The following is a 23,620-nucleotide window of genomic DNA, read 5'->3' on the forward strand; positions in this document are numbered from 1 at the left end:
TCGTTTCCTGCCGGTAAATTCTTCAATGGGTTTTTCTAATCTTGACTATTTTATTGTAGCAGTTTATCTATTGGGTGTTACAGTAATTGGCTCAATCATTTCGGGCAAACAAAAATCGTCGCGCGATTATTTCCTTGGAGGAAAAAATATGTCGTGGTGGTCGGTCGGATTTTCAATCGTCGCAAGTGAGACGAGCACTCTTACATTTATCAGCATACCGGGGTTGGCTTATAAAAGCGATATGCACTTTCTTCAAGTCGCATTCGGTTATTTTATCGGCAGGCTGCTGGTCAGCATCATTTTCATTCCCGCATATTATCAGGGCGATCTGGAAACCGCTTACGATTTTATAGGTAAACGATTCGGTTTGTCTCTCCGGAAATTCGCATCTTCAGTTTTTATTATTACACGTGTTTTAGCGTCCGGTGTTCGATTATTTGCAACCGCGATACCGGTTCACATTATAACAGGATTCGACTATCCGACCAGCATTGTTATCATCGGCGGCTTTACATTAATTTATACTTACCTAGGCGGATTGAAAGCAGTTGTTGCCATGGATGTGGTTCAACTTTTCATATATCTTAGCGGCGCAGTAGCATCGATGGTTATCATCTTCAACCATCTTCCAAACGGATGGAACGATGTCGTTGGATATGCAACACAAAATAGCTTGAATAAATTTGAAATATTCAATCTAAAAACCGGCACAAATATATTTGAGTTTGTTTCTTTACCGTATACACTTCTTGGCGGTTTGCTTGGTGGGACATTCCTTACAATGGCTTCGCATGGAACCGATCAATTGCTTGTGCAACGATTGTTGGGATGCAAATCAAAGCGCGACAGCCAACGCGCGCTTATGCTTGATGCATCGATTATTGTTCTGCAATTTGCTTTCTTTCTGATTTTGGGATTATGCTTGTACGCATTCTACCACGGTGTGCCATACCAGCAGCTTGGATTAAATTCATCGGATGAAATATTTCCGAAATTTATAATTGAAAATCTTCCTGTCGGTGTAGCCGGACTTGTAATAGCAGGTGTATTCGCTTCTGCTATGGGATCTCTTTCTTCATCAATAAGCTCACTAGCATCCGCCACATATCTTGATTTATTCAAGATGACGAAGAGAGGAAAGTTATTGACCGAAAAGATGGAGTTGAGATGGTCGAAGATATTTACATTGTTTTGGGGATTGGTTCTGATAGGTGGAGCGTTGTTGTTCACCGATAATAAAAATCCGGTTGTTGAGATAGGTCTCAAAATCGCTTCTTTCACCTATGGCGGATTATTGGGAACATTCTTTTTAGGTTTATTTTTCAAACGCACGAACCAGCAAGATGCTTTTATAGGATTTATTGCCGGGCTGGTTACAATGATCATTGTATTAAATTTTACAACTATTGATTGGACATGGCATACGATGATTGGGGCTCTGATGACGATAACGGTTGGAAAATTAGGCTCTAAATTATTCACACAATGAAAACGAAGTAAATCAGTATTTATAGGATAATTGTCCTATGGAGGTATAATAAATAAAGCGGTAAGTTGGTTCAACATACCGCTTTATTTTGTCTATTAAAGTAATTTACTTCTTTGTTCCTTTTTCGTGCTTGCAATCTGCCGAGCACTTCTCTTTACATTCTTTGCTATCGGGTTTGCACTCACCTTTTGCCATCTTTTCTTTGCATTCTTTACTATCGTGTTTGCATTCACCTTTCGCCATTTTATCTTTGCACTCCTGGCTGCCGTGTTTGCATTCGCCTTTTGCCATCTTATCTTTGCATTCTTTGCTTTCAGGATCGCATTGCACCTTTGCGGTTTTATCTGCGCATGTTGCAGCACAATCTTTCGCTTTATCACCGGTCATGCTCGGACAGGTTGCTTTTGCATCCTTGGATGATGCCTGTTTGCCGCTCATCGGGCATTTTACTGTTTCTTTTTTTGCGGCTTTGTCGTCACCGGCATAAAGCGCCATAGCTACGATCAAAATAGCAATCGTAATAATCGATGTGAATATAATTAGTTTTTTCACTGCGGGGTTTCTCCTTTCAATGAGATTTGTTGTTTTGACATTGAGTTTGTTTAATACTATCAATTTCCATACAAAACTGTCCAAGAACAAGAGAGAAGAACTTCTCTTGCTGTTGAGGTGTAAGTACATTTTTTTCGTGGAGCAAACGCTTCACTACTGCGCGCTGCATATCCGCCTGAAGAGAGTCAACTGAACGTAATATATCTTCGATACGGGAACTGTCGGGTTCGTCTTTCATCAATTCTTCAACAAGCTTGATCCGTTTTTCCTTCATGGTTACAGTGAGTGCATCAGTGATTGAGCGTGAGGATTTCTCGACTTTACTTAAATTCGCGGCTTGCTCTTCGCTCATATTCAGATGTTCTTTCATGTAGCAACCGTGATCCATGGTTTGATCCATCATACAATTTGAAGCAGTTGACGGGCAGCATCGGTAGTAAATAAGCGTTCCCAATGCCGAAAGATTGATCAATGTGAGCAGTATGATAACAATTATAATCCAAGGTTTTATCATCTTAGTACCTCACTTATTTTGGGATGAAGTAAGGATGATTGCTTGTCCGATTGATTCTTCGGAAATCGGTTCGAACGAATCGAAATGATATGATCTGGCTATATATTCTGTTGTCGAAAGGTTCGATGTCATTTCAGTTTCTGTGCTCGGCAACTTCCCTAAATAGTTACCGATAAAAAATGAGATAAGTAATAAAATAATTGCAGTCGTAGTTTTAAGAGCATACAACAGTATTCCTGAAGCGGATTTCTGCGCGGGATTACTCATCCTTGATTGAACTCTTGTCCATAAGAAAGGTGGAGTCGTAAATTTATCGATGGCAGCCTTTTTTTCCCAGATAGTCGATAGCACTGCAAGTTGGTTATTGCAATGGGGGCATTGAGGGAGGTGTCTTTCAACCTCACTCATATCGACATCGTTGAGACTGCCATCGAGATAAAGGAGTAATTTGTTTTGGATACTGCTGTGTTTCATCCTTTTGTGCCTTTCATATTATTAGACAAGGATTATTAATAAAACTTGCGGTCATAACTGATTTAAATAGGGAAGTAATTTCTTGCAAAGGTTTTGTTTTCCTCTGAAAATGCGGGATTCTACTGCAGAAACTGAACATTCCATCACTTTTGCAATTTCTTCGTATGATAATTCTTCATAACGATGTAAAAGCAGAGCTATTCGTTGATGTTCAGGAAGTGAATTGATTGCTCTCTGGATGATAATTTCTGTTTCCTTTTTCTCCATTAATATATCAGGTAAATTATCAGTAGAGGACGGCTCTGATTTGTTTTCACCATTAGTGGTAGAAAAAATTTCAAAGGAGAGCCATTTATTCCGTTTTTTTCTGGATTGATAGTTCAAACAGTGATTGACGGCGATGCGATAAAGCCATGTGGAAAGCTTTGAATCGGATCGGAAATGTTTTATCGATCTGAACGCGTTAATGAAAACATCTTGCGTGATATCTTCGCTCTCATGCCGGTTACCCAACATTCTGCAACAGACATTGAAAACCATCGAACTGTATTCATCGAAAAGTTCTTTGAAAGCAGATTGGTCTCCGGAAATTAATTTAAGGAGGAGGTCTTGTTCCTTCACGAATGCTTATCAATCTTCAATATAAATATCATGCTATAAATATAAGCGGTAAATGTGCCAATGCCCAAATGCCATATCGAATGGTTGCCTCGTGCCGTAATTGCTTTGATATCAGTGTGAAATAAATCCCTTTCATAATTGTGTTACTCATAGCTGCCATCAGTATTGCAGAAACGAAGATATTTTCAACCGATGTGGATTGCTGAACTAAAGATAGAATGAACGGATCGATATCAGTTACACCCGTGATAGCAGAAAGAGCGATAAGTCCGGTACTGCCGAAAAGTTTGTTGGTGAGGATCGTAATTACCGATAATCCCACGAAGAATATCCCGAACATCATTGCAGGTCTGATTTCGAACGGATTTTGAATTGAAGTAACTTCAGAATTTTCGGTTGCGATATGTTTGGATTTAATTCTTACAACCATTGCCGCTCCAACGATTGAAAGTATCACCATTTTCCACCAAAGGTGCGAAACGAAGATCGGATTGATGAGCCAAATAAGAACAAGTATTCGTAAGTACATGACACTGCTGGCTAATATGGATGCTTGTAAAGCATCGCCGCATTTTTCCGGTGATTTTTTTGCAATCCGGGCTGTTGCAACCGTAACAGCAGTGCTGGATGCGATACCGCCGAGTAATCCTGAAAGCCACAAGCCAACTTTACTGCCGAATTTTTTAATCAGAAAATATCCGATGAATCCTATGGTAGAAACCATGATTACAATTTGCCAAACACGGGTTGGATTTAATTTGAATTGGGTATACTCCTGGTTTGGTAGCACAGGAAGTATGATTACCGTGACTAAGAGGAATTTTAAGACGGCAAGGAATTCCGATTTATCCAGTTTTTCAACAAAATTATCTAAGTCGGCTTTTTCCGAAAGTAGAATAGTGCTGATGATTCCGAGAGACATTGCCACCCAAACATCTGCCAAAACGGTCAACGCGCCTATAATGAATGTTACAAGCGCTACAACTTCGCTGGTCGAACCGATTCTACCGTCTTTTAATTTCGCAAGATATCCTACCACCGCTAACGCAGTCACGGATATCATTCCTATTGGAAGGGCGAGTGCTACGTTAATGTGGTACAACCAAGCACAACCAAATCCATACAAACTTATCAGTGTGTAGGTACGAACACCTGCAAAGTACTGAAATTTTCTGTCCGAGCTTGCACTTTCGCGCTCTAAACCTATCAATAAACCGAGTGCTAATGCGACGGTAAATCTTAATTCGAACGTCCATTCAAATGTATTCACGAATAATTCCTTTAATAATCTCTATGAATTTAAGAAATGTAGATGGAAGTATCAATTTTTGCCGGTGTTCAGTTGTTAGATCAATTATGCCATCGGCGGCATACCGTAGGTTGCCCATTCTTCTTTTGCAGGTCCGTAAACACCCGGAACTTTCAATCCTGCCTGTCGCATCAACACGGTCATTTGAGCGCGGTGATGGACTTCGTGTTTGAGTAATACGACAAGCGTTTGGGCACGCGTCCATTTTTCACCATACATTTCAATTACTTCATCAAGCATCTTGTCGTTCCATTTATTTTGAACTTCCTTGTCTAACCCTTTTGCAGCTTTTTCATATATTATCGATATCTCGGACGCAGAAGTTGGGGTAGGCGAATTTTCGGCAGGTGATTCTATCACGAGTCCTGCTTTACTCCCCATTTCTCCAAGTGTAAGTACGATATGCCATGCGATGAAACCTAGGGAACGACCCTCAGCGGATACTTTCTGTGAAAGCGAACTGTCTGTCATAGCTTTGAGAACTTTAAGCGTTGAACTACTTTCGCTATTCCATTCAATAATAAATTCGTTTATGGTATGATACATGATGTGATCCTTTCAATCCGTTGATAGCTTATTAGAATAATAAAACAATAATCCACGTTGCAATGAGAATAGTGGCTAAAATTAATATCAGATACAAAATAGTTATTGCTACGGTTTTTAGGAATGTTTTAAGTCGTGTCTGATTATACGTTTTGCTTTGAGAGATAATAAAATATAGAATTAGTATTATAATCAAACCAAGAGTAATGAAAATAGAAGAAACAATTTTACTGATAATAAAAAACAGTGACAAGACAACGAAACCGAAAGTGTGAATGTGGAGGGAATGAACTAGATATCCTATATAATATTTGTTTTGTCCCTTATAAAAAATGCTAAGCAATAATGCGAATAATGGCATCAGTACAAACATCGAATAAGAAATATTCTTGATCAGCAAATGGTAAAAATCTTCAGCACCACCATTCGTGATCCTATGCAGCTGCTTAACTGCATATAAATTATATTTATTTCGTTCGATGTTTCGGACGGCCATCAACGACTCGGTTTGAGATTCGGTCAAACCAATAAGCTCATTTGAATTAAGATTGAAAAATGTGAATGATAATTTAAACTTATTTTCCCGATTTATTTCTTCGGGAGTTTTATATTCCTGCCAAGATAAATTGAGAATGAGAAAGAATACAAAGCTGACAAATATATAAAGTCTCAGAGGGGACACATAACTTTTCCTCTTGCCGGAATTGAATTCGCTCGTAAGAAAACCAGGTTTGAATATCAGTGCTTTAATTGTGGTGAACGATTTCGAATCAAGATGAAGAGTGTGTTCTAACAATTCACCGATCAAATGTTTTAGAGGAATATTTAAATCATTATTTTCCTGACCGCATGAAGCGCAAAAATTACTTGCACTTTGGAAACTGTACCCACAGTTCGGGCAGGAGGAAAAAGACTTTCTCTTACACTTCATAAATATTCTAAAACTTCCAACAGTGCATGTTATCTCATTAGATTTCGATCATTCCGCGAATATCCTGTCAGAATCACGATAGAAATTATCATATCGCTACGAATTAAGAACCTTATAAAGCGTTGTGAGCAATTTCTCGGCAGTAAATGGTTTTGTCAGAAACGCCTGGATATTGGTTCCTAAATTTTTAACATCGCTGGTTATCAATCCGCTCGCAGCGATAATTTTAATATTAGGATTCATTTTCTGTAAAGCGCGAATTGTTACAGCGCCATCCATTATTGGCATCATAATATCAGTAATCACGACACTTATTATTTCTCCATTTTGCGCGTAAAGGGCCATTGCCTCGGTTCCGTCGTTCGCAGTCATTGCGCGATATCCGTTGGCTTCCAGGGTTGATTTTGTGATATCACGGATAGTTGCTTCATCGTCAACGATCAGAATAATTTCACCCTTCCCTTGAGGTAGTGTTGGGATACTCTCTTCTGTTGAAACAGATTGACCTTTCATTTGAGCAGGGAAATAAATTTTAAATGTGGTACCTTTTGTTACTTCGCTATACACGTTGATGAATCCGCCATGACTTTTGACGATTGCATGAACCGTAGATAATCCAAGTCCCGTTCCTTTTCCTATTTCTTTCGTCGTGAAAAATGGCTCAAATATTTTATCGAGGATCTTTGGAGGAATACCCATACCGGTATCGGAAACTGAGATCATGATATAGGGTCCGACTTTCGCTTCACTATGCATCTTGGAATAATTGTCGTCGATAAAAGAATTTTCTGCCGTAATGGTCAACTTTCCGCCATCATACATCGCATCGCGCGCATTAACGCAAACATTTAATAAAACCTGATGCAATTGAGTCGGGTCAGCAGAAATCGCCCATAAATTCTTTAGGAGTTCTGTTCGAATGTCAATCGATTTTGGAAAGGTCTCTTTAATGATTTGGACGACTTCAGCTATGATATGTTTGGGTTGCAGAAGAACCCGATCACCCTCGATGCCGCGAGCGAATGCGAGAACTTGTTTGACGATATCTGAACCGCGTTGCGCGCTTGATTCTAATGAATCGAGTAACCTTTGAATTGTTTTATCGGGATTATGTTTTCTCAGGATTCCGATCGCCATTACAATCGGAGCCAGCACGTTATTGAGATCATGGGCAATCCCACCCGCAAGCGTACCGATACTTTCCATTCGTTGGGAGCGTAAGAATTGTTGTTCAAGTATTTTCTTTTCGGTAACATCACGCGATACAACAACAACCTGCGAGATTTTACCTTCCTTATCATTGATTATACTTCCTTGGGATTCGATATGACGGATTCTTCCGTCTTTTAGCAAGAATCGGTACTCTGCGCGTTGGCCAATCCCGGTTTTTACCGTTTCTTGAAAAATTTGTTTTATCCTGTCGCGGTCTTCAGGATGAATATCCTGAAATGAATCCGTTCCGCGCAAAGATTCGAAGTCACCAAAAATATTCTTGTACGAAGGGCTGCTGTAGACACGTTTTCCATTGAGATCGAGTACCGCAATTAAATCTGCAACATTTTCTGAAATTAAGCGGAACTGCTCCTCGCTCTGGCGGAGTTTCTCTTCAGATCGTTTTTGTTCTATAGCTCTGGCAACTTGAGAAGAAACATATTCAAGCATGTGCAAATCTTGTTCAGTGTATGCAGTAGGATCCGAATAGTGTTGTACAACCATAACACCTATTGTTTTATGGCTAACAATCAACGGTACTCCCAGCCAAATAGCTGAAGGGGCTCCGACAAGTTCGACTTCTCCTTGTTGCCGTAATTTCATATCGGTGGCTTCATCGCAGAGTAAAGGTTTACCGGTACGGAGTACATACGCTGTCAATCCTTTCCCTGGGTTAACAGGTGGTGCAGATATGTCAACTTCATCCACAAAATATGGAAAAGTCAGAAGGTCGCGTTCATCATCGTGCAATGAGATATAGAAATTTTTTGCGAACATTACTGTACTAATAATCGTATGTACAGATTTAAAAAGATCTTCCAGAGTGGGAGATTTGTCTGAGCCTTGAGAAATTTGATAGATGGCATTTTGCAACACCTCATTCCGTAACCGATCTGTCACATTTCGTAATATACCTTCATGGAATATTACATTTCCTTTTTCGTCATGCACATATCGTCCGTGATCTTCAACCCAGATCTCGGATCCATCTTTACGGCGCATTCGAAAAACCTCGGTTTTTTCTTCTCCGGTATCCAAGAACAAACTATCTCTTTCGGAAGGGGCGAAGTAAAGTTCTTTTTTAATGTCGACATTCAGCATTTCTTTTTTGCTTGAAAAACCGAACATTTTCACCATAGCATCGTTAACATCAACGAATCTTCCATCATGCGTACTTCGATACACCCCATCCATCATTCTATCAAATAACGAGCGGTAACGTTCTTCTGATTGAAGTAATGCTTCCTCAGCTCTTTTACGTTCGGTGATATCGATCCAGATGCCGACCGTCTCTTTGGGTAAACCTTGTTCATCACGGACGAGAACTAGTTGGTCTGTAAACCAACGATATGAATCATCTGCGCAATGCCAGCGATATTCTGTTGAAATGTAATTTTTTTTGAATACTTCCGCATATTCTCTTAAAACACGATCAAAGTCGTCTGGGTGAATTCGCGTTTGCCAGAATGTGGCATTTTCTGTGAATTCATTTGATGTATATCCAGTCATTTGTTTGACTTGATTACTAATCCATGTTGTTGTCAAATCAGCGGTCGCTCGGCCGGTGTAGAAAACCATCGGCAATGTGTTTAGTATGAGTTTGAGTTGTTGTTCGTTCCTGCGAATTGTTTCTTCAGCTTGTTTGTGTTCAGTGATGTCACGTGCTATAAGTAAAATAGTGGTCTTTGACATTGGAGATAATGTTGCGGTGAACCATATTTCTTTATTGTTAATACTTAAACTGTATTCAATACTAATCGGCCTATTGGATGTTAATACCAGTTTTATTTTCTCGATGAAAAAGTCAGCTTGTTTAGTTGGAAAGACCTCATATACAGTTTTACCAAGCAATTCGTTAGCAGGTCGATACAACAGCGCTGGATTTGTCGGAGCAATTTCTATGTATCTGCCTTCTGCATCGACAACTAGGATAACATCGGTCATTGAAGCGAATAGAGATTGAAGGCGTTTTTCAGAATTGCGCAATGCCACTTCAATTACTTTTCGTTCGGAGATGTCTGTGATAATGCCGAGGATAGCGCTTTGACCAGCAAAATTAATCAATTTTGAAGTAATAATTGCTTGAATTTTTTTTCCTTTTCGTGTTAATAATCCATATTCGTAAGGAGGAACTTCTTCCCCCTGCGAATGTTTTCTAAAGGATTCTTGAATTAATGCCTGAGACTCAGAAGAAATAAGTGAGCGGAAATCAAATGATGGTGATAAGAACTCTTCCCGTGTAAATCCAATAATCTCTTCACATTTTTTGTTAGCATAAACGATCCTACCTTTTTGGTTTATAAAAATCATATTAGGAGATTGATCTGCAAGAACTCTGAACTTTTCCTCCGATTCTTTCAGTGATTTCTCGGAGAGTGTACGATTTGTGATATCTCGGAAACTCCACACCCTGCCCACCGGTTTTCCGTCAATCTTTTGAGGGTGCGAGAAACGTTCGAAGCATCTCCCGTCCTTGAACTCAAGCGTATCATAACTTTCTTTTTCAGGATTGTCATACAACTCTTTAACTTTTGAAATAAAATCTTTTGGATTTTTCAATTGATTTAGAACAAAATCAATTGCTTGTTTATCATTATGTGTGGCTAAGATAGCATCAGGTATACGCCACATTTGTGCGAATTGATTATTGAAATCTGATATTTTTCCTAAGCTATCGACCACGAGAATACCATCAGCTGTAGATTCCAAAGTCGCTCTCAGTAAAGAAACATTTTGCCCTGCATCTGTTTCAATTCTTTTTCGCTCGTCGATGTCAATTAAAATACCTTGAGCCCCGATTATTTTACCCGTCTTTTGATCGTGAATAGGAAGTGAGCTATCATTAATCCATTTCAGCTTACCCTTTGTTGTTCGAATTAGGATATCTGCTTTATAATGAGGAATATTTCCTTTTACCATTCGCCGACGGCACTCAGAAGGATCGTTAGGTATTTCGGGTAATAGGGGATTGACTTTTTCAACCAAACTACCAAAAAGCTTTTCCGTGAATTTACTTGGGGGGATGCCTAAAAGATCTTTTATACCAGCTCCGATATATTTATAATAGCCAGTTCCCAGTGATTGTCCAAATATAAGCTGAAAGGGGACACCGCCTGCATTTTCAATTACTTGTCTGAAAAATAATTCTGGATTGCTTAGGGTCATATCTGCATCTTTTCGCTTCATCGTGTCGGCCATATTCTCACTTCAATCATTTAAATTGAATTCTTGATATATAAAGTTATTATTGCTAATAAAATAGACTAAAACAATATTAAAATCAATTTACTAGCGCGGATGAAATATTCATCAGGAATGTCCTAAAATATTGTGTGGTGTGTATAATTCTTCGACGGATTTTATTTCATTGGCATCTAAGATAATTTCGAGCGATTTGACTGCATCATCAAGTTGCTCAAGTTTCGACGCGCCGATAATAGGTGCTGTAACGTGTGGTTTGTTGAGCATCCATGCCAGTGCGATCTGAGCGGGTTTAATGTTGCGCTTTCTGGCAAGCTTAGCAACGCGATCTGCTATTTTGAAATCTGATTCTGAATAATAAAGTTCGTGCGCGTACTTATCGGTTTTTGCGCGCTTCGTCTCTCCCTCGAAGTTCGGTCTGCGGTTACCGGCAAGGAAACCACGGGCAAGCGGACTCCAGGGAATGATCGCGACTCCTTCTTCTTTGCAGAGTGGGATCATTTCGCGTTCCTCTTCACGGTAAATGAGATTATAATGATTTTGCATAGAAATGAATTTTGTCCAGTTATGCTGTTCTGCCACCCGAAATGTTTTTGCAAACTGGTACGCAAACATGCTTGATGCGCCGAGGTAGCGAACCTTGCCCGAGTGCACTAGATCGTTCAGTGCTTCCATTGTTTCTTCAATAGGAGTTTCGTAATCCCATCTGTGAATCTGGTATAGATCGATATAATCAGTATCCAATCGCTTGAGCGAAGCGTCTATCGCATTCATGATATGTTTGCGGGATAAACCTTTATCATTCGGATGACCGCTCATGGGCCAGTAAACTTTTGAACCGATGATAACTTGATCGCGTCTTGCAAAATCTTTTAATGCTCTGCCTAAAATTTCTTCACTTCTCCCAAGTGAATACATATCAGCAGTGTCGAAGAAATTTATACCGAGTTCGAGTGCATGTTTGATGAAAGGCCTGCTTGATTGTTCATCTAATACCCAAGACCGCCAGTCGGGTGAACCGTAAGTCATAGTACCGAGACAGATTCGCGAAACTTTTAAACCAGATTTGCCGAGTTTGACGTATTGCATGGAAAAATTTCACAATTATTTTTAAAAATCATGTAGGTTCTATCTAAAGTCCTAGACAGCATGATATCTGATATCGCAAAGAAAATTTGTCTTATCTTTTTAAAATACTTATCCAAATTCCGCCACCCCCAATGATAAACATAATTGTCGCTTGCACTAATGTTTTATACGCGATAAGTTCACCCATCAGAGCATCATACGAAAACCATCCTCCTAAAATTATCAACCCTAAATAGATTACGAACATAATCTGTTTGGATATTTTATTCGCTCTCGGAGTTTCATGTGCCAAGAATCGGTTATAGATGATAAGCCCTAACATCGCAACGATCCCGAGTCCGGCAAATATAAGCCAGAAAGTTTTAATATCCGATTCTACTCCCGTCTGTCCCACAAGTGGTTTGAGCATCGATTCATACATTAGACCGCCCAAGTTTGAACCGACCAAACTTCCGATTACGCCGTATAAAAATGCATAACCCATATAGACGGCTTTTTTATCTGCCGGCGCAACCAGTCCGATGTAGCTGTAATATTTCGGATGTGCGGTCATTTCACCGATTGAGAACACGGCAATTCCTATTATGAATATCCAAACATTCGATGCGAATGCTAAACAAACAAATCCAAGTGTTCCTATAAAAATTCCTGCAACCATCGTTGAGAGCGGCTTTGTGTTTTTTACGATTCTACTTACTATCACCTGTAAAAGTATTATAGTGCCGGCATTAATGACTGTAACATGCTCAGAATCGAATTTGAGATTTATACCGATAGAGGCAAATGCATTATTAATTGGAGCAACATCAATAAAATCGCGAAGGAACCACAAGACTGAACCAAAATTTTGGAAATATAATATCCAGAATCCGGAGTAAACAAAAATCATCAACATAAAACGTGCATCACCGAGTACCATAGCCATGCCGCCTAAAACTTCTTTTAACGTTTTTGTGCTGGATGGTTTTGGCGGATCTTTATAAAAAAACAATGTTGGAATAAACATCAATGCCGTGTATAGAGAAGAAGCAATGAATACATAATTCCACGAAAATCCTTTCATATAACTAACGGCAAGCGGAGCGAGGAATGCGCCAAGATTTATCATCCAGTAATAAATTCCAAAACCGAAACCGGAGTTCGATTCATTGGTTGTACGGGCGAGTGTTCCGCTGATGATCGGTTTGAATAATCCGGCACCTGTTGCCATAACAAGCAAACTCGCAAACACAGCGCCGTATGCGCTCATATTTCCGCTTATGAAATATCCGGCCGATAGAAATGCGAATGCAACGATTAGCATTCTTCTGTATCCGTACCTATCGGCAAGTGCGCCGCCTAAAATCGGGATAACGTAAGTGCAAGCATAAATCAAACTTTGCAAGAAACCTACCGATTGCTCCGAGAATCCTAATCCACCTTCGCTGATAGAATTTGTGAGGTAGATTGCGAGAACCGAATTCAATCCGTAGTAAGCGGCACGTTCGAATAATTCCATAATATTCGAAACCCAGAAAACTTTCGGGAACGAGCGAAGTAAACTTGGAGGTTTATTTTCCATTATATTTATCTATTGAAACATGTATTTGAAATTGATTTATGTTCCGTCAATATACGCCTATCAATTTAAAAGTCAAAATTAAATATGGTAAATCATCCTATCCGCTTCCTCATTTTATCGGTTTGCTTATCTCTCACTTTCTTCGGATATTTAAATGGTTTTATGGATTTTCCCGCTGAAAATATAAAAGATAAAGTAAAAGATTTTCTTGAAAGCGAAAATCTTCGATCCACAATCTGGATAAAGATAGGATTGGGGATAATTTTATTGATTTCCTGTTTTCTCGTTTTCCCTCATCCCGAATCATCTGAGTATAGGTATTATGTTGGAGCGGTTTGGACGGAACGCGATTTAATAGCACCATTTTCTTTCCCGATTTATAAGGACCTTCATCGATATGAACAAGAACGCGAGGAAGCAATTCGTGCGGTAAAGCCGGTCTATTTTCGCAACGATTCAAATGCCCAAATTTCGGTTGACGCAACCCGTGCTTCATTTCGTTCGATTGAAAAGGCATCAATTGCGTATTGGGCATGGATGAAGAGCAAGAAACAGTCAGACTCCTTGAATTATTTTAATGCACTTCAAGGCCTGCCGCTGGGAATAAAGCAGGATGAGTGGAAGGTTGTTTTCAATTTTGTTGATATGCAAAATAAATCCGATAAGAATTCTATCCAAAATATTTTTGAAATCCTTGAATCAAAATTGGCGGATATTTATAAATCGGGCTTGCTCGATAAGCCTTTAGCTGCACATTCAGAGATCGCGTTGAGGAAGAAATCGATTGAAGAAATTATTCCAGCGCGGGATTATTTTAATATTGAAACCGCTATCAACCTTGTGGGGAATACTCTCAGTTCAAATGTCGGAGATCATCCTGCGAACGGTATAATTTTAAAGCTCATACGTCAACATTTAAAACCGAACATCGTATTCAGTGTTAGCACCACAAACGAGGTGATACAGACCGCTGCTGATAATGTCCCCCGCACTTTGGGATATGTTTCGGCACATGATCTGATTATCGGTAAAAATGAACCTATCACAGAACAAACAAAATTAAAACTTGATTCATTCAGACGGGCTCGCGCGGAGCATAATGCCTTTAATAATGGATGGAAACATTGGTTTAGCACGACTGTCCATATCGGGATTATATTAACACTTTTCGCTCTCTATTTATTCTTATTCAGAAAAAAAATATTTCAGGATAATGGCAAACTTTCTCTGATCACGATAATAATATTAATTGAAATCATTTTTGGTTATCTCTCCGTCAGTATTAATGTTCAAGAGCCGTTGCAATATTTAATTTTCGTTCCCGTTGCATCCATGTTATTAGCGATTATTTTCGATACACGGGTAGCATTTTATGGAACGGTTACAATCGCCTTTCTTATTGCTGGTATTCGAGGGAACGATTATGCGATAGCGCTGTCATCAATTGTTGCCGGAGCGTTAGCCGCGTATACGGTGCGTGATATCCGCAGCCGCACTCAAATATTTTGGTCGATGATTTATATTTTTGTCGGTTATGCTTTATCCATCCTTGCTCTCTCAATCGAACATATCGAAAATATAACTCAAATTATGTTGCAGGGTTCATTTATAATCGGGAACGCAATTTTTTCCCCGTTGATCACTTACGGTTTGGTGTTGTTGTTCGAAAAAATGTTTCACGTTACAACCGATTTAAGATTAGCAGAACTTGCCGATTTTAACAGTCCGCTATTGATTGAGCTGTCTGAGAAAGCTCCGGGTACATTCCATCATAGCGTTACAATCGGGAATCTTGCAGAGGCAGCCGCTGAAGCGATAGGCGCTAATTCGATTCTTGCTCGTGTCGGCGGGTATTACCACGACATAGGGAAATTATTGAAACCAGAATATTTTATTGAAAATCAGGTAGGACCCCACAGTCGGCATAATCGACTTAAACCTCGTATGAGCGCTTTGATCATTTCTGCGCACGTTCGTGAAGGAATTGAGCTTGGACGCGAGCATGGTATTCCTGAAGCTGTACTGGATTTTATTCCGCAGCATCATGGTACGACAAGAATTTCTTTCTTTTTTGATAAAGCGTTAAAGCAGGCGGCAAAACGGCCGACGAAAGATGGAGTTAGAGAGGAAGATTTTCTTTATCCCGGACCAAAGCCGCAAACCAAAGAAACCGGAATTGTTATGTTGGCAGATTCTGTTGAAGCGACGACACGCACAATCTCGGAACTCACTCCGCAAAAGCTTGAATCGGCAATCGATAATATGATTAAGCATAGATTCATGGATGGTCAACTCGATGAATGCGAATTGACTCTACGCGATCTGACAAAAATTAAGGAAGGATTTTTGAAAATACTTCTAGGTATTCATCATCATCGTATAAAATATCCTGAACCGGATACAGCAATTGAAGAATCAACCGCTGAATCTAAACAACCGGAATTATTGGTAGCAAAATCTATTACACATAATCCGGTAATACCACCCGTGGTGGAAGATGAAGTTTATATCCCGGCGATGGCAATTGAAGTTCAACCCACTCAACCGGCAATGCACCCTGATAAACAAGCAACGAAACAAGTTGATGAAGAGAATTCTGCCCAGAATCCATGATTGATAACCTTCGATCTTACATACATTATCTGAAGCTTGAAAAAAATGCTTCAAAAAATACGATCGAATCATACCAACTCGATCTGTCTCGGTATCTGGATTACATGAAATATCAGGGGGTAGGAAGATTGGAAGATGTTCAACAAAAACAGATCGTGAAGTTTTTGAATTCTTTGTCCGAACACGGTCTCTCTGCGCGCAGTGTTGCGCGAAATGTCTCCTCGATAAAAATGTTTCATAAATATTTAACCGGTGAAGGAATTTTAAAAATAAATCATGCGGAAAATATTGAAACACCGAAACTGTCGAAAACCCTTCCCGATGTTTTAAACCCTGATGAAGTTGAATCGATAATTTCGCAGCCAAATTCTTTTGAGCCGTCGGGGATACGTGATCGCGCAATCTTAGAGACGATGTATGCAACCGGCATGCGTGTTACCGAAGTAATCACGATGAAACAACGAGATGTTTACGCGGATGAAGGTATTGTCAGAGTTTTCGGGAAAGGGTCAAAAGAGCGACTTGTACCGATAGGCAGATCGGCACTTGAATGGATCGGAAAATATAAAAATGAAGTCCGTTCAGAAATCTCAGTGACAGGAAGAGGACAGGATGTTTTATTTCTCAACATGCGGGGGAAACCGATGTCAAGAATGTCGGTGTGGAATATTGTGAGATCGTGTACATTGAAATCAGGAATCAAAAAAGAAATTCATCCTCACACTTTTCGTCATTCATTTGCCACCCATTTACTTGAGGGCGGAGCCGATCTGCGCGCTGTTCAGGAAATGCTGGGGCATTCAGATATTTCAACCACACAAATTTACACACATATAGACAGAGAATATTTAAAAGAAGTTCACAAAACGTTTCATCCGAGGGGATAAATATTTATTATGGAAACAAACTTGATTGCAGATAAGAACGATCTTACTGGTAAATTTGAGCTATTACGCCAATTGGTAGGAAATACGCCATTGTTGGCAATAAGATTTTTGTTTAAAGGAAAAAGAAGGGTGATCTATGCGAAAGCTGAATATTTCAACATGACCGGAAGTATCAAAGATAGAATGGCATTTAATATATTGGAAAAAGCTTACCAGAGTGGAACTCTTAAGAAGGGTGACTTGATTGCCGAGGCAACAAGCGGTAATACAGGAATATCGATATCTGCCTTTGGACGAGCTCTCGGACATCCGGTCACTATCTATATGCCGGATTGGATGAGTCAAGAAAGGGTAGGTTTGATAAGAAGTTTTGGAGCAAAAATAATTTCGGTGAGCCGCGAACAAGGAGGATTTCTGGGCAGCATAAGAATGACGGAGGAGCTTGCAAAACAGCAACCTGATGTATTTTTACCATGCCAATTTTCAAATCAAGCTAATGTTGAAGCTCATGAAAAAACAACCGGACCGGAAATTTGGTGGCAGTTAAGCTCGAACTCAATTCATCCTGATGCATTTATTGCCGGAGTTGGAACCGGCGGGACTGTAATGGGAGTCGGAAATTATTTACGCAAACACAATTCTCAAATTCGCATTCACCCATTAGAACCTGCTGAATCACCAACTCTATCGACAGGTCACAAAGTCGGGCATCATCGCATACAAGGCATATCCGATGAATTTATTCCCTCAATAGTTCAACTCAATCAATTAGATAAAGTCGTAGCGGTGAGCGATGGAGATGCAATCATTATGGCGCAAAAACTTGCTTCTCAGCTCGGGCTTGCTGTAGGTATCTCATCAGGCGCAAATTTTATCGGTGCGTTAATGGTCCAGAACGAGATGGGTGACGAATCAGTTGTGGTTACGGTTTTTTCTGATGATAATAAAAAATACTTGAGTACCGACCTACTTAAACAAGAACCACTAAAAGCAGGATACCTCGCTTCGGATGTTGAATTGGTCGATATGCGAGCATTTAATCGTGTCTGCCATTTGTGTCGTGACGATTATAAGGAAGCAATTAAAAATACATCTGGGTCTCTATAGAATTAATGAAGAATCGAAATTTCTTTGAATAAAAGATCTTTTAAATATGCTTGAACAACTATATATACTTCCTATATTACTTTTTTCAGTCGTCATTCACGAAGTTGCACATGGTTGGATGGCTTTAAAACTTGGTGATCCAACCGCTAAACAAATGGGAAGATTGACATTAAATCCCGTTCCGCATATCGATCCGATCGGGTCGATTCTTGTCCCGTTGTTTTCACTTTTTGTCGCAGGCAGAGTTTTTATTGCATGGGCAAAACCGGTTCCGGTCAATCCGTTTAATTTTTCTGATTATCGGAGGGATGATATACTTGTTTCGATTGTCGGACCGATTTCAAATCTTATTGTCGCACTCGGTTGCACAATTATGTTTATTCTTGTTGCACTACTCGGACAAGTGGTACCGATTAACAATCCTGTTGTTGAGGAAGCATTCAGTTTCCTTTTCAAAATGTTCGCGGGCGGAATAACTCTTAATGTTGTTCTCGCGGTATTCAATCTTATACCGATACCGCCACTCGATGGTTCACACGTTGTTGCGGCAATGCTTCCGGATTCTTTAAGCGAACAATATCAGCGCTTGGGATTTTATGGAATTTTTATTGTCATAATTATAATGCGCTGGCAGCCGTTCAGTATGTTGTTTTCCAGCATTATAAGCGTTTTGTCTTATCCTTACTTTATGCTAATACAATTGGTAGTTCAATAAAAAATTATTATTCAATCATTCATTAGTTCAATCTCACAATGAAACAATTTAATGTAGCTGTGATCGGTGCAACCGGACTTGTGGGCCGGAAGATGATCCAAGTTTTGGAAGAAAGAAAATTTCCTGTCGCTAAACTTCGACTGCTTGCTTCAGCAAAATCTGCAGGGACTACAATTGTTTTTAACGGTCGGAATGTTGATGTCGACGAGTTGACAAAGGAAAGTTTTAAAGGAGTAGATGTAGCATTATTTTCCGCCGGTGGAGCAATTAGCAAAGAATTCGCACCTTATGCCGTAAAGACGGGAGCACTTGTTATAGATAACAGCAGTGCATTCCGCATGGAGCCTGATGTACCACTTGTTGTACCAGAAGTCAATCCGCAAGATATATTCAAACACAAAGGTATCATCGCAAATCCAAATTGCTCTACAATTCAAATGGTTGTTGTGCTGAAACCGATTCACGATAGATGGAGAATTAAGCGGCTTGTTGTTTCCACATATCAGGGAATAACAGGTGCAGGTAAAAAGGCGGTTGATCAGCTTGAAGGAGAATTGATGAAAAATTCAATTGTTGAGAACAAACTGCCGCACCAGATCGCTTACAATGTTCTGCCCCAGATTGATGTTTTTGCTGAAGGCGGTTATACTAAAGAAGAAATCAAGATTGTCAACGAAACGAAAAAAATAATGGGAGACGAATCGATTCAAGTAACTGCCACCTGTGCGCGTGTGCCTGTTATCGGCGGGCATAGTGAATCGGTTAACATTGAACTTGAACAGCCATTCAGGATTACAGACGTGACCGGTTTGCTGCGGAGAGCGCGGGGAGTGAAGTTGCAAGATGATGTTTCGAAAAGCATTTATCCAATGCCCATCTGGTCGCATGAGAAGGATGATGTATTCGTGGGTCGCATCCGCCGCGATGAAACGATTAAAAACGGATTGAATCTATGGATTGTTTCCGACAATCTCCGCAAAGGCGCTGCAACCAATGCAGTGCAGATAGCGGAGGAATGCATTAAACAAGTAAAAATTTAAAATTAAAAAGTAAAAAAAGGTTAGTTGACTAAAGTCAAATGTAATAGATATGGCAAGAGATTTATGTATTCCGCCATCAACATTTATTGCAGTTTGAATTTATGGAATCGAAAAATCAAAATATTGAAATATTAATTGATATCTGCCACCGTCTGTACGCAAACCGTTTTGTCGCTGCAACCGATGGTAATGTTAGTGTTCGGCTCGATAATGGCAACTTCCTCACTACGCGCACTGCCATTAACAAGGGTATGGTCACTGCTGAAGATTTGATTGAGATAGATTTCCAGGGAAATATTACTTTGAAATCCGGAATTCGAAATTCAACATCTGAAATCAGAAATGGCGAACCATCCATCAACCCTCATCCTTCATCCTTAGAATCAAAGCCATCTACAGAAGTTGGCATGCACATTTATATTTATTCTCAGCGAACCGATGTCAACGCAGTTGTGCATGCGCACCCACCGTATGCTACAGGATTTGCTACAGCTCGTCAACCGTTGAATGATTGCCTATTACCGGAAGTGATAGTCGGTCTTGGCGCAATACCTCTTGCAGAATATGCTACTCCATCCACAGATGAAGTCGTAAAATCGTTAGAACCATATGTGAAAACCGCAGATGCGATTCTTTTGGCTAATCACGGTGTCGTTACTTACGGCAAGGATTTGTGGGATGCGTATTTCAAAATGGAAAAGGCTGAACACGCCGCTCACATCACTTATATCGCTCGAATGTTGGGCGGAGAAAAACCGCTCAATCAGGAGGAAGTTGAAAAACTTCGGGCAATAAGTAATCAATCGTATGGCAAGGATTTTTCCAATAAAATTGCATGTCAGACAAGTTGTTCAAGTGAAGAAAAATCCGTAACTTCTCCATCTGATGATGAAATACGAGAAATTGTAAAAAAAATGCTAACAGCTTAGAGCAAAGAGCGTTGAGCATAGAGTTGTAAATTTAAATAGAAATTAAAAACATAGATATGAAATCAACAGGGAAAAATAATAAATCAAAAATCAGAGTCGGAGTAATTTTCGGAGGGCGTTCTGCCGAGCATGAAGTGTCGCTCGTTTCAGCTGCTTCAATCATATCCGCACTCGATAAAAAGAAATATGATATCGTTGAGATTGGCATTACAAAAGAAGGGAAATGGTTTTCTGGTAGCGGCTTACTCGATCGGATGAAAAAGAAATCAATCTATTATGATGAGATTAGCCGCTTCATTTCTCCTGATCCTATGCTTAGTTCTCCATTGTTGATTGATGGTCAACAAAGACCTTTGACTAAAAATGATTTAGATGTAATCTTCCCGGTTATTCACGGGACGTTCGGAGAAGATGGCACGATTCAGGGACTCTTGGAGTTTTCAGGAATCCCGTATGTCGGTGCCGGAGTTCTCGGCTCCGCTGTTGGAATGGATAAAGTGATTACAAAACAGCTTTGCGAAAATGCAGGGATACCGGTTGCTCCGTATATTTGGTTTCTTGAATCTGAATATAAAAAGAATCCAAAAAATATAATCGATTTGATAGAGCAAAAAATAAAATACCCATGTTTTGTCAAACCCGCCAATTCAGGTTCCAGCGTCGGGATCTCAAAATCGAAAAGTAGAAAATCTCTTGTGGATGCAATCAAAATAGCTCTTGGTTACGATAGAAAAATATTGATTGAAAAAAGTATAGAGAATGCAAGAGAGATTGAAGTAAGTTTGATAGGGAACGAAAATCCTGAAGCATCGGTACCGGGTGAAATAATATCTTCGAACGAGTTTTATGATTATGACGCAAAGTACATTGACGGAAAATCGGAATCGGTCATTCCCGCAAAACTCTTCAATCCGATAATAAAAAAAATCCGAGAATACGCTTTGCTTGGTTTTAGATCGATCGATTGTGCCGGAATGGCCCGCGTTGATTTCCTTGTGACAAAAAAAACGAACAAAATTTATTTCAACGAGATAAACACAATACCCGGATTTACTTCTATCAGCATGTATCCGAAACTCTGGGAAGCATCGGGATTACCTTATCACGGATTGCTTGATAAGTTGATTAGGTTAGCAATGGATAAAAATAAACAGAAGATTCGGAAAAGAAAAGAGTTCAATCCCAAAAGTGAGTGGTTCAGGAAATAAAAATTCTTGAAGGATTTTATGTGTTTGGTGATGATTGGTAAGTAGCGCTAACGGGAATCGAACCCGTATTACCGCCTTGAGAGGGCAGCGTCCTGAACCGTTAGACGATAGCGCCAGAATTCTTCTTTCCTCCAAAACAATATTAAATTAACTAAATTTTCAAATTAATCCAACTTTGAAGATAGATCCGTATAGACCTGCTTAATGATTTCTTCAGCCGCGTTTGGTTTGGAGAGAATTTTCGTAGATTCACGTGCACTTTTTAAAAGCGAAGGTTCGGTGAGTACACGTTTTAATTTGTATCCTAAATTTCGAATGTTAATTGCTTTCCATCCGGCTCCGTGCTCAACAATTATGTCTGCGTTTCTGCTCTCCTGTCCAGGGATCGGTTCAACAATAAGCACAGGTAACGATTTCGCCATCGCTTCAGAGGATGTAAGTCCGCCTGATTTTGAAATCAGCAAGTCGGATGCATCCATTAACTCATGAATATTATTTACAAATCCGTAAATTGTTTCTGAAACATTTTCGGGAAATCGGAATGAGTTTATTTCCGATTGTAATTTTTCATTTTTCCCGCAAACAATAATGATGTTAAATTTTCTCTTCCCAAAGAGTGATACGGTGTCATTGATTTGCTTGATGATCTCCGTGACTTTACCCATTCCGTAACCACCCGATAGAACCAGAATCGTAAAATTATCCGGATCGATCTTTAATCTGTTGCGGACAAGTCTTTGATTTTCTTTTTGTTTGAATTCCGGCATCACCGGAATTCCACTGATGATTATTTTTTCTTCCGGAACATCCTTATCGGTTAACTGCCATGCCGATTCTTCGTGGTAAACAAAATATTTTTCGATTATCGGATCGACCCAAAGGCGGTGGACATCGAAATCTGTTGTTACCGCATAGAACGGTGCAGTGATTTCTTTCTTTTGTAGGAGATCAGAAATTGCAACATATGGCAGATAATGTGTGCAGATCACTGCGTCCGGTTGGAAATCTTTTAGCATCCGTACATATTTGTTGTAATTTAATTTGTCGAATGTTTTAACGATGCCGTGTTTTTTTAAATACTTCCGTTCCGATTGTTCATAAAAATATCCCCATAGTTCCGGCGCATGGTTCACCATTTGAACATAAGATTCGGTATAGATTTTCTTAAATAATTTCGATGTGAAATTCAAAACATCATGATGTTCGGTGTAGATTGGCAACTTCAACAGCGATGCCGTGCGATGCAGAGCTTCTGCTGCGCGGATATGCCCGGCACCACCGGAACATGATAAAATAAGAAATCTTAGTGGTTGAATATTTTTAGAAGAGATTTTATTAATATCTTCCTCAAGTAATAGAATGAGATATCAGTTGAAAGGATTAAGCTGCCCGGCTAGGAGTCGAACCTAGCTTTCCTTGATCCAAAGTCATACTTGCAGCATAAAATCATATCAATTTGAGCATAAATTTAGCTGAATCTTTTATCATTTCCAAAATCATAATAAGATTTTGGAAAAATTCCTGAGAATGAATTTCAATCGACTATCTCAACTGAATACAAACATTAACTGCACCCTAAGTGTTTATCTGTATGAGCATATAATGTAAGGGGATGCCATTGA

At 39.6% G+C, this 23,620-nt stretch carries 19 protein-coding genes and 1 tRNA gene; 8 read left to right on the forward strand and 12 right to left on the reverse strand.

The features are described from left to right. Nucleotides 1–25: 25 nt before the first annotated feature. Nucleotides 26–1,489: a sodium/solute symporter gene (locus HZB59_01625; GenBank protein ID MBI5020114.1), complete on the forward strand. Its 1,464-nt coding sequence runs from the start codon at nt 26–28 to the stop codon at nt 1,487–1,489. Nucleotides 1,490–1,594: 105 nt separating this feature from the next. Here the strand turns inward: HZB59_01625 and HZB59_01630 are convergent, their stop codons facing one another. From HZB59_01630 to HZB59_01675, 10 genes are all read right to left on the reverse strand, one after another. Beyond that, a complete protein-coding gene (locus HZB59_01630) occupies nt 1,595–2,041 on the reverse strand; it encodes a hypothetical protein (protein MBI5020115.1) in 447 nt (148 codons plus the stop codon). A 16-nt stretch (nt 2,042–2,057) separates the two neighbouring features. Continuing rightward, on the reverse strand, nt 2,058–2,555 hold the full coding sequence (locus tag HZB59_01635) for a periplasmic heavy metal sensor (protein ID MBI5020116.1): 498 nt from the start codon (nt 2,553–2,555) through the stop codon (nt 2,058–2,060). A 9-nt stretch (nt 2,556–2,564) separates the two neighbouring features. Beyond that, entirely contained in the window at nt 2,565–3,029 is a 465-nt protein-coding gene (locus HZB59_01640) for a zf-HC2 domain-containing protein (protein ID MBI5020117.1), read from the reverse strand. Between the two features lie 51 nt (nt 3,030–3,080). Then, nucleotides 3,081–3,650, reverse strand: a complete 570-nt coding sequence (locus HZB59_01645) for an RNA polymerase sigma factor (GenBank protein MBI5020118.1) — start codon at nt 3,648–3,650, stop codon at nt 3,081–3,083. A gap of 28 nt (nt 3,651–3,678) precedes the next feature. Continuing rightward, on the reverse strand, nt 3,679–4,920 hold the full coding sequence (locus HZB59_01650) for an MgtC/SapB family protein (protein MBI5020119.1): 1,242 nt from the start codon (nt 4,918–4,920) through the stop codon (nt 3,679–3,681). A gap of 84 nt (nt 4,921–5,004) precedes the next feature. Continuing rightward, nucleotides 5,005–5,505: a DinB family protein gene (locus HZB59_01655; protein ID MBI5020120.1), complete on the reverse strand. Its 501-nt coding sequence runs from the start codon at nt 5,503–5,505 to the stop codon at nt 5,005–5,007. 31 nt (nt 5,506–5,536) lie between these two features. Further along, complete coding sequence (locus HZB59_01660) at nt 5,537–6,436, reverse strand: DUF3667 domain-containing protein (GenBank protein MBI5020121.1); 900 nt, start codon at nt 6,434–6,436, stop codon at nt 5,537–5,539. A 96-nt stretch (nt 6,437–6,532) separates the two neighbouring features. Then, complete coding sequence (locus HZB59_01665) at nt 6,533–10,834, reverse strand: PAS domain S-box protein (GenBank protein MBI5020122.1); 4,302 nt, start codon at nt 10,832–10,834, stop codon at nt 6,533–6,535. 123 nt (nt 10,835–10,957) lie between these two features. Further along, nucleotides 10,958–11,938, reverse strand: coding sequence for an aldo/keto reductase (locus HZB59_01670; GenBank protein ID MBI5020123.1), 981 nt, complete (start codon nt 11,936–11,938; stop codon nt 10,958–10,960). A 91-nt stretch (nt 11,939–12,029) separates the two neighbouring features. Then, nucleotides 12,030–13,499 (reverse strand): MFS transporter, encoded by a 1,470-nt coding sequence (locus tag HZB59_01675; protein MBI5020124.1) that lies wholly within the window; start codon nt 13,497–13,499, stop codon nt 12,030–12,032. A gap of 84 nt (nt 13,500–13,583) precedes the next feature. Here HZB59_01675 and HZB59_01680 point away from each other — a divergent pair, with 84 nt between their 5' ends. From HZB59_01680 to HZB59_01710, 7 genes are all read left to right on the forward strand, one after another. Further along, complete coding sequence (locus HZB59_01680) at nt 13,584–16,112, forward strand: HDIG domain-containing protein (GenBank protein ID MBI5020125.1); 2,529 nt, start codon at nt 13,584–13,586, stop codon at nt 16,110–16,112. Then, entirely contained in the window at nt 16,109–16,999 is an 891-nt protein-coding gene (gene xerD, locus HZB59_01685; GenBank protein ID MBI5020126.1) for a site-specific tyrosine recombinase XerD, read from the forward strand. Before HZB59_01680 ends, xerD begins: the two co-directional genes overlap by 4 nt. A 9-nt stretch (nt 17,000–17,008) precedes the next feature. Further along, nucleotides 17,009–18,106: a cysteine synthase family protein gene (locus HZB59_01690; GenBank protein ID MBI5020127.1), complete on the forward strand. Its 1,098-nt coding sequence runs from the start codon at nt 17,009–17,011 to the stop codon at nt 18,104–18,106. Between the two features lie 46 nt (nt 18,107–18,152). After that, on the forward strand, nt 18,153–18,821 hold the full coding sequence (locus tag HZB59_01695; GenBank protein ID MBI5020128.1) for a site-2 protease family protein: 669 nt from the start codon (nt 18,153–18,155) through the stop codon (nt 18,819–18,821). Between the two features lie 38 nt (nt 18,822–18,859). Then, complete coding sequence (locus HZB59_01700; GenBank protein ID MBI5020129.1) at nt 18,860–19,861, forward strand: aspartate-semialdehyde dehydrogenase; 1,002 nt, start codon at nt 18,860–18,862, stop codon at nt 19,859–19,861. Nucleotides 19,862–19,962: 101 nt separating this feature from the next. Then, nucleotides 19,963–20,790: a class II aldolase/adducin family protein gene (locus HZB59_01705; GenBank protein MBI5020130.1), complete on the forward strand. Its 828-nt coding sequence runs from the start codon at nt 19,963–19,965 to the stop codon at nt 20,788–20,790. A gap of 56 nt (nt 20,791–20,846) precedes the next feature. After that, nucleotides 20,847–21,998 carry a D-alanine--D-alanine ligase gene (locus HZB59_01710; GenBank protein ID MBI5020131.1) on the forward strand — a complete coding sequence of 384 codons (1,152 nt, stop codon included), beginning with the start codon at nt 20,847–20,849 and terminating at the stop codon, nt 21,996–21,998. A gap of 42 nt (nt 21,999–22,040) precedes the next feature. Here HZB59_01710 and HZB59_01715 read toward each other — a convergent pair. Both HZB59_01715 and HZB59_01720 read right to left on the reverse strand, forming a co-directional pair. Then, nucleotides 22,041–22,113: transfer RNA gene (locus HZB59_01715), tRNA-Glu, on the reverse strand. Between the two features lie 49 nt (nt 22,114–22,162). Beyond that, nucleotides 22,163–23,224: a hypothetical protein gene (locus HZB59_01720; protein ID MBI5020132.1), complete on the reverse strand. Its 1,062-nt coding sequence runs from the start codon at nt 23,222–23,224 to the stop codon at nt 22,163–22,165. Nucleotides 23,225–23,620: the final 396 nt, after the last annotated feature.

The organism is Ignavibacteriales bacterium (assembly GCA_016214905.1).
Taxonomy (GTDB): domain Bacteria; phylum Bacteroidota; class Ignavibacteria; order UBA10030; family SZUA-254; genus PNNN01.